7 protein-coding genes are annotated in these 6,187 nt (G+C 61.9%); 5 read left to right on the top strand and 2 right to left on the bottom strand.

The window, feature by feature from the left end:
• The 4 genes from IPK70_14500 to IPK70_14485 all read left to right on the top strand — a co-directional run.
• A partial coding sequence (locus IPK70_14500; protein MBK8228369.1) for a hypothetical protein occupies positions 1 to 447 on the top strand: 447 nt, incomplete at its 5' end.
• 102 nt (positions 448 to 549) lie between these two features.
• A complete protein-coding gene (locus IPK70_14495; protein ID MBK8228368.1) occupies positions 550 to 882 on the top strand; it encodes a translation initiation factor in 333 nt (110 codons plus the stop codon).
• Positions 879 to 1,559 carry a DUF2029 domain-containing protein gene (locus tag IPK70_14490; GenBank protein MBK8228367.1) on the top strand — a complete coding sequence of 227 codons (681 nt, stop codon included), beginning with the start codon at positions 879 to 881 and terminating at the stop codon, positions 1,557 to 1,559. The genes IPK70_14495 and IPK70_14490 overlap by 4 nt, the downstream gene beginning before the upstream one ends.
• Positions 1,502 to 2,155, top strand: a complete 654-nt coding sequence (locus tag IPK70_14485) for a hypothetical protein (protein MBK8228366.1) — start codon at positions 1,502 to 1,504, stop codon at positions 2,153 to 2,155. The genes IPK70_14490 and IPK70_14485 overlap by 58 nt, the downstream gene beginning before the upstream one ends.
• Positions 2,156 to 2,175: 20 nt before the next feature.
• On the opposite strand, the gene IPK70_14480 is transcribed toward IPK70_14485, so the two are convergent.
• Both IPK70_14480 and IPK70_14475 read right to left on the bottom strand, forming a co-directional pair.
• Complete coding sequence (locus IPK70_14480) at positions 2,176 to 3,558, bottom strand: hypothetical protein (protein MBK8228365.1); 1,383 nt, start codon at positions 3,556 to 3,558, stop codon at positions 2,176 to 2,178.
• Positions 3,559 to 3,712: 154 nt separating this feature from the next.
• On the bottom strand, positions 3,713 to 5,503 hold the full coding sequence (locus IPK70_14475) for an acyl-CoA dehydrogenase family protein (GenBank protein MBK8228364.1): 1,791 nt from the start codon (positions 5,501 to 5,503) through the stop codon (positions 3,713 to 3,715).
• 133 nt (positions 5,504 to 5,636) lie between these two features.
• On the opposite strand from IPK70_14475, the gene IPK70_14470 reads away from it, so the two are divergent.
• Entirely contained in the window at positions 5,637 to 6,182 is a 546-nt protein-coding gene (locus tag IPK70_14470; GenBank protein MBK8228363.1) for a 2'-5' RNA ligase family protein, read from the top strand.
• The last annotated feature ends 5 nt before the right edge of the window (positions 6,183 to 6,187 follow it).

Below are 6,187 nucleotides of genomic sequence, written 5' to 3'. Positions count from 1 at the left end.
CCCTTCGGCGAGATCCCCAACGCCACCGTCCGCATCGGCATCGGCGATACCTGCGTGACGCCTGAGAGCGGCCGCATCCCCGGCAGCAACAACGATTTTTTCTGCGCCCAGCGCTGGATCGATGTGAGCAACGACAGCATGGGCGTCACCATCGTGTGTCCGCAAGGCGCGCTCTGGGAGGTGGGCGACATGGTGGACGAGCGTAAGGTGAACCCCGGCAAGGGCACCAATCCAGAGATGTACAAGGCCTGGAAGACCGAAGCGAAGAGCAGCAGCACCCTCTACCTCTACGCCCTCAACAACTACTGGCACACCAACTTCAAGGCCGACCAGGAAGGCCCCATCACCTTCGACCTCTACCTGAAGATGCACGGGCCGTTCAAGCTGGAGGAGGCAAGGCGCTTCGGGCTGGAGATGACAAGGCCGTTGATCACGTGGTGGAAATAGGAGGTGGTGAGTGGTGAATAGTGATTAGTGAATGGTGAATAGGAAGACCGTGCTCGCGACCTTTCGCATACTCCCATTCACTATTCACCTAGAATTGCATCCATGAAGAAGCGCCCACCCAGCGGCCTCGGTGGCCTGGTGTACAGCACCAACAAGAGCCTGAGCACCGCGCGTGAACCGGCCACCCTGCCCCCACAACAGCAGGACCTCCGCATCCACCTGGACCGGCTTAAAGGCAACAAGGAGGTGACGCGCATCGTGGGCTTCGTGGGCAAGCCCGTCGACCTGGACGACCTAGGCCGCGCGCTGAAGAGCAAATGCGGCGTGGGTGGCAACACCAAGGACGGCGTGATCCTGCTGCAGGGCGACCACCGCGACAAGGTGCTGGCCTACCTCATGGAGAAAGGCTACAAGGCGAAGAAGGCGGGGGGATGATGCTACCGCTTGGGATCCGGGATTGCTGGCAGCACGGGGGTCTCCGCGGCCGGATCTGGCTTGGGGCATCGGCGCTTGCCATCCTCGGGCTGCTGGTCACCGTGCTGATCGCCGCTGGTGAGCGCAACGACATGGACATCTTCCTCCAAGCCAGCGCCGACCTGCGCGCGGGCCGCAACGCCTACCTGCTGCGCTACAACGAGTGGTACCGCTACTTCTACAGCCCCTTCTTCGCGCTGGCGATCGCCCCACTCGAGTGGCTCGGCGCGGAGGGTGCGAAATGGCTCTGGGGATTGAGCATCATCGCGCTCACGCTCCGGAGCCTGCGCATCGTGCAAGGATGGATCGGGCTGAACGATGCCCCATCGGTGGATCGCGCGCGCTTCCATGCGCTCTTGCTCCTGCTGCTCTTCCAGCCGGTGCGCGACAACATCAACTCCATGCAGCTCACGCCGCTGCTGGTCTGGCTCTCGCTCGAAGGACTGCGCCTCATCCGCGCGGAACGTCCGTTGCTCGGCGGCGCGCTCATCGCCATCGGGCTCGATGTGAAGCTGCTCCCGGCCGTGCTCCTCCCTACCTGCTCTGGCGGCGCCATTGGTTGGGCGCGCTGGCCTCCGTCATGCTCTTCGTGGCGCTGCAATTCGCTCCGGCCCTGCTGCTCGGCTGGGATGAGCTGATGGAACTGCAGCGCACGCGCGCTGAGCTGCTCAACCCCACCGATGCGCGCCACATCCTCGATGAGGAAGAGCCGTCCTTCATCGCGCTGGGCTCCCTGCTCTCGGCATACCTGAGCACCGAGGGCGGCAGCAGCAACACCATGTCCCTTCCGCGCAATCTGGCTGCGCTCACCATCGAGCAGATCGCCGGCTTGCTCCTCGTGGGCCGATTGGCGCTCATCGCGCTCACCATCGTTTTCGTGCGCTGGCCACCGTTCCGCATGGAGCTGAATGAGCGCCGCGTGCTGCGCGAGGTGGGCTACCTGCTGCTCTGCACCATCATGCTCTTCCCGCATCAGCGCAACTACAGCATGCTGCTGGCAGCGCCTGCCATCGCCTGGCTGCTGCACACGCGCCTATTGCTGCCATCAGGCCCTGCGGCGAAGCGCTGGACCATCGGCCTGACGCTCGTTTTCCTCGGATTGAACACGGAGCTGCTGCTCGGCGAGTTCGCCGATGTGTACGCGCACTACAAGCTGAAGTCGTTCGTGGTGATCGGGCTGATCGCGATGCTCGTCGTTGCACCGATGCGCCAGGAATCGCAGTCGACGGGCTGAATTGATGCCGCGCGATGGCGTTACTCTTTCACGAACCGCGCAACGCGCCGTCCCATCCCACCATCCCACTCCAAGGAGTAGCAGCCTGAGGGCAGGCTCGTGATGTCGATGCCGCGATCCGCCGGACCGCTGCCCTGCATGATCGTGCACCCGCGTGGATCTCGCAACGCCCAGCGCAGGTTCTCCGAAGAATGGCCCACGCGGATGCGATCGGCAGCAGGATTCGGCCAGAGGACGATTCCTTGCGTTCGCTGGGTTTCATTCATCGAGGTGCCGATGTCGATCACGCAATCGATCTCCACGGGCTCATTGCGCTGAACGAAGGTGCCATCTCCCAATTGTCCAGTGGAGTTGTCCCCCCAGGACCAAAGCGATCCGTCTGACCGAATCCCTGCGCTGTGCATGAAGCCGATGGAGACCGATAGCCAGGTTTCGCTGCCCGGTTGATGTTCCACATCCAGTTCTTGCGCGGTGGTGCCGTTGCCCAATTGGCCGAACTGATTGGACCCGAAGGTGTGCAGCTCACCCGCCGTGTTCAGCGCGGCGGAGTGCCAGGTTTCCGTGGACAAGCTGGCCCAATCGGTCTCGGCGCTGATCAGGATCGGTGCGGACACGTCGTTCGTGTTGCCGGTGCCCAGCAGACCGGTGAAATTCCTGCCCCAGCCCCACAAGGTCCCGTCCAGCTTGATCGCCAGATTGCAGTTCTCGCCCCCGCGGATCATCGACCAATCGTCGTCCGCACCCAATTGGGTAGGCTCGGTGAGCAGCGGGGAAGGCATGCCCAGCGCACCGAATACGTTCGATCCCCAGACCCAGGCGGTATGGTCCGCACGGATGCCGATGCAGTGATTGTCCCCGTTGGAGATCGCGATCCAATTGGTGCCGGTGCCCACCTGCAAGGGGACAAGGGATCCCGGGCCTCCCTGCGTGCCATTGCCCAGTTGCGCGTTTCCGTTGTCGCCCCAGGCCCAGATGGTGCCGTTCGCGCGCAACCCGGATATGAAGAACCTCGATCCCTGTATATAGGTCCAGTCGGTCTCAGTCCCGACTTGCACGGGCTGGTTGCGGTGGGAATTGGTGCCATCGCCCACCACGCCCCAGGTGTTGCGGCCCCAGCCCCAGAGGGTGCCATCGTTCCGGATGGCATGCGAGGTGAAGATCCCTGCGGATATGGAGGTGTAGCTGTTCACCGTGTCCACCGGAACTGGAGCCGTACGGGTGGAATTGGTGCCATCGCCTACTTGTCCGAAGTCATTGAGCCCCCAGGCCCAAAGCCCTCCGTTCGCATCGATGGCCAGCGTATGCGAGCCGCCAGCCGATACCGAGGTCCAGCATTGTGCTTGCGCGGCCTCGATCGCGAGGCATGCGAACAAGGCGGCGGTCGAGAGCGGAAAGAGCTTCATAGCTGCGTGTTTGGTGCGAGCAAAACACGCAACGGAGCCGCGATCCATCAATATAACCTTGGTTGACATGGCGTTCGATGCCTCACGCCGTGCCGACCTCAAATGGCTGCAGCACGAGGAAAGAATCGGACGGTGACGCCGATCCAATCAACCATCAGTAGCAGTACTTCCCCTCCGCGATCATCTTCTTCGCGATCGCCTTCCGCAGCTCTGCCGTATTCAGGTTCGTGCTCTTCGCGAAGCGCTTGGCACCCATCAGCATCGCCTGGCGCTCATCGCCCTCGGCGAAGTTGTTCACGGCTTCCTTCGCCCACTTGTGGATGCGGTCGGCCGCATCATGGATGTAGAGCTGGCACATGGCGATCTGCTCCTGCGCATTGGCGATGCCCCTCATTTCTGCGAGCTTCAGCGTGCGCAACAAGGTGCTCTCGGCCAGGTAGGTATCGATCACCATGTCGGCGATGTGCATCAGCGTCTCCTGGTGTTTCGCGAGTTCCATTCCCAGTTTCTGCGCAGCACCACCGGCGGCCATCAGCACGGCCTTCTTGAAGTTGGCCACCATGCGCTTCTCGTCGCCGAGCAATGAATCATCTGGCTCTGGGAAGTCAGGAATGCCCATCAATTCGCTGGCCACTTGCATCGCCGGACCCATCAGGTCCAACTGGCCTTTCATGGCACGCTTCAGCAGCATGTCCACCGTGAGCATGCGGTTGATCTCGTTGGTGCCCTCGAAGATCCGGTTGATGCGGCTGTCGCGGTAGGCGCGCTCCACGGGGCTCTCGGCGCTGTAGCCCATGCCGCCATAGATCTGCACGCCTTCGTCCACTACATAGTCGAGGCATTCGCTGCCTGCCACTTTGAGGATGGCCGCTTCGGCCGCGTACTGCTCCACGCCTTTCAGCAGGGCCTTCGCGTGGTCGGCGCCCGCCGCTTCCAACGCCTCGATGGCATTCTCCATGTCCTGGCTGCAGCGGTAGGTCGCGCTTTCCACCACGTAGCAATACGTCGCCTGGTCGGCGAGCTTCTGGCGGATCGCGCCGAACGCGCTGATCGGCTTTCCGAACTGCATGCGCTCATTGGCGTACTTCACGCTCATATCCACCGTGGCCTTGGCGCCACCCAGCGCGGCACCGGCCAGCTTGATGCGGCCGATGTTCAGGATGTTCACCGCGATCTTGAATCCGTTCTGCCGATCGCTCAGCATGTTCTCCACGGGCACCTTGCAGTCGTTGAAGAACACCTGGCGCGTGCTGCTGCCCTTGATCCCCATCTTCTTCTCCTCCGGGTTAAGCGTGATCCCGCCGAAGTCCTTCTCCACGATGAAGGCCGTGAGGTTCTCATCATCATCGATCTTGGCGAACACGGTGAAGATGTCCGCGAAGCCGCCGTTGGTGATCCACATCTTCTGGCCGTTGATCACGTAGTGCTTGCCATCCGGCGACAAGGTGGCCTTGGTCTTCCCGCTGTTGGCGTCGCTGCCCGCGCCAGGCTCGGTGAGGCAATAGCTCGCCTTCCACTCGCCGCTCGCCAGCTTGGGGATGTACTTCTTGCGTTGCGCCTCGTTGCCGTAGTAAAGGATCGGCAGCGTGCCGATTCCTGTATGCGCCGCGATGGCCACGCTGAAGCTGTGCCCTGCACCCGTCACTTCCGTCACGAGCATGGTTGTCACGAAATCCTTGCCGAAGCCTCCAAGGTCCTCAGGCACCGAGATGCCGAGCAGCCCTAGTTCGCCCGCCTTGTCCAGCAGGCTCGGCATCAGCCCTTCTTCCAGTGAATCAATGCGGTCCAGCTGGGTCCACACGTGCTGCTCCAGGAACTCGCGCGCGCTCTGCGCGATCATGCGCTGCTCCTCGTTGAACTCCTCAGGAATGAAGATGTCCTGCGGTGCGCTCTCACGGATCAGGAACTCGCCGCCTTGAAGAGCTTTCTTGCTTTCAGTGCTCATGGTGTCGATCAGATATTCAGAGAATCAGGCGATCCGATGATCGAATGACTTCTGATTGTGGTACGTTGGGTTCGGGTTAAAGTTATGCACGCATAACAAATATCCAAAAGGTCCTGCTGAAGTTTGAAAGCCCATGTCGCTCCACCGCTTCCTGCTCACCATCCTGCCGGCCCCGGTGCTGGCCGCCGAGGTGGAGCGCCTGCGCACCGTGCTCTTCGACCGCATCGGCTCATTCAGCGGCCGGAACAACTCGCCGCATATCACACTCTGCTTCCTTGACCTTACAGAGGAGAACGAGGAGGTTATCCTGGAGGCGATCACGCGTGGAACGGCTGGACGCTCAGCCTTCGATCTGCACTACCACGGTATCACGCATTTCCCCGACAAGCGCACCATCTACATCGATCCTGTGGAGAAGGACGCCATCGCTGCGGTGCGCACGCCAATCGTCGCGGCCCTCAAGGCCGATCCCAGTTTGCACGCGGCTGTCCGCGAGACCGACCATCCGCACCTCACCATTGCGGCGGGGCTTAAGCCCACGCAGTTCATGCGTGCCTGGGTATATCTCGCTCCGCATGAATGCCACAGACAGGAGCAGGTGAGGGAAGTGGTCTTGATGCGCCGCGAGTTGATTCCCGGTGCGAGGTACGAGCATTTGCGCACCTTTCCGTTGGCGTGACGCTT

It is taken from the genome of Flavobacteriales bacterium (assembly GCA_016712535.1).
Classification (GTDB): domain Bacteria; phylum Bacteroidota; class Bacteroidia; order Flavobacteriales_F; family PHOS-HE28; genus PHOS-HE28.
This window is presented reverse-complemented; position numbering and strand designations above follow the sequence as displayed.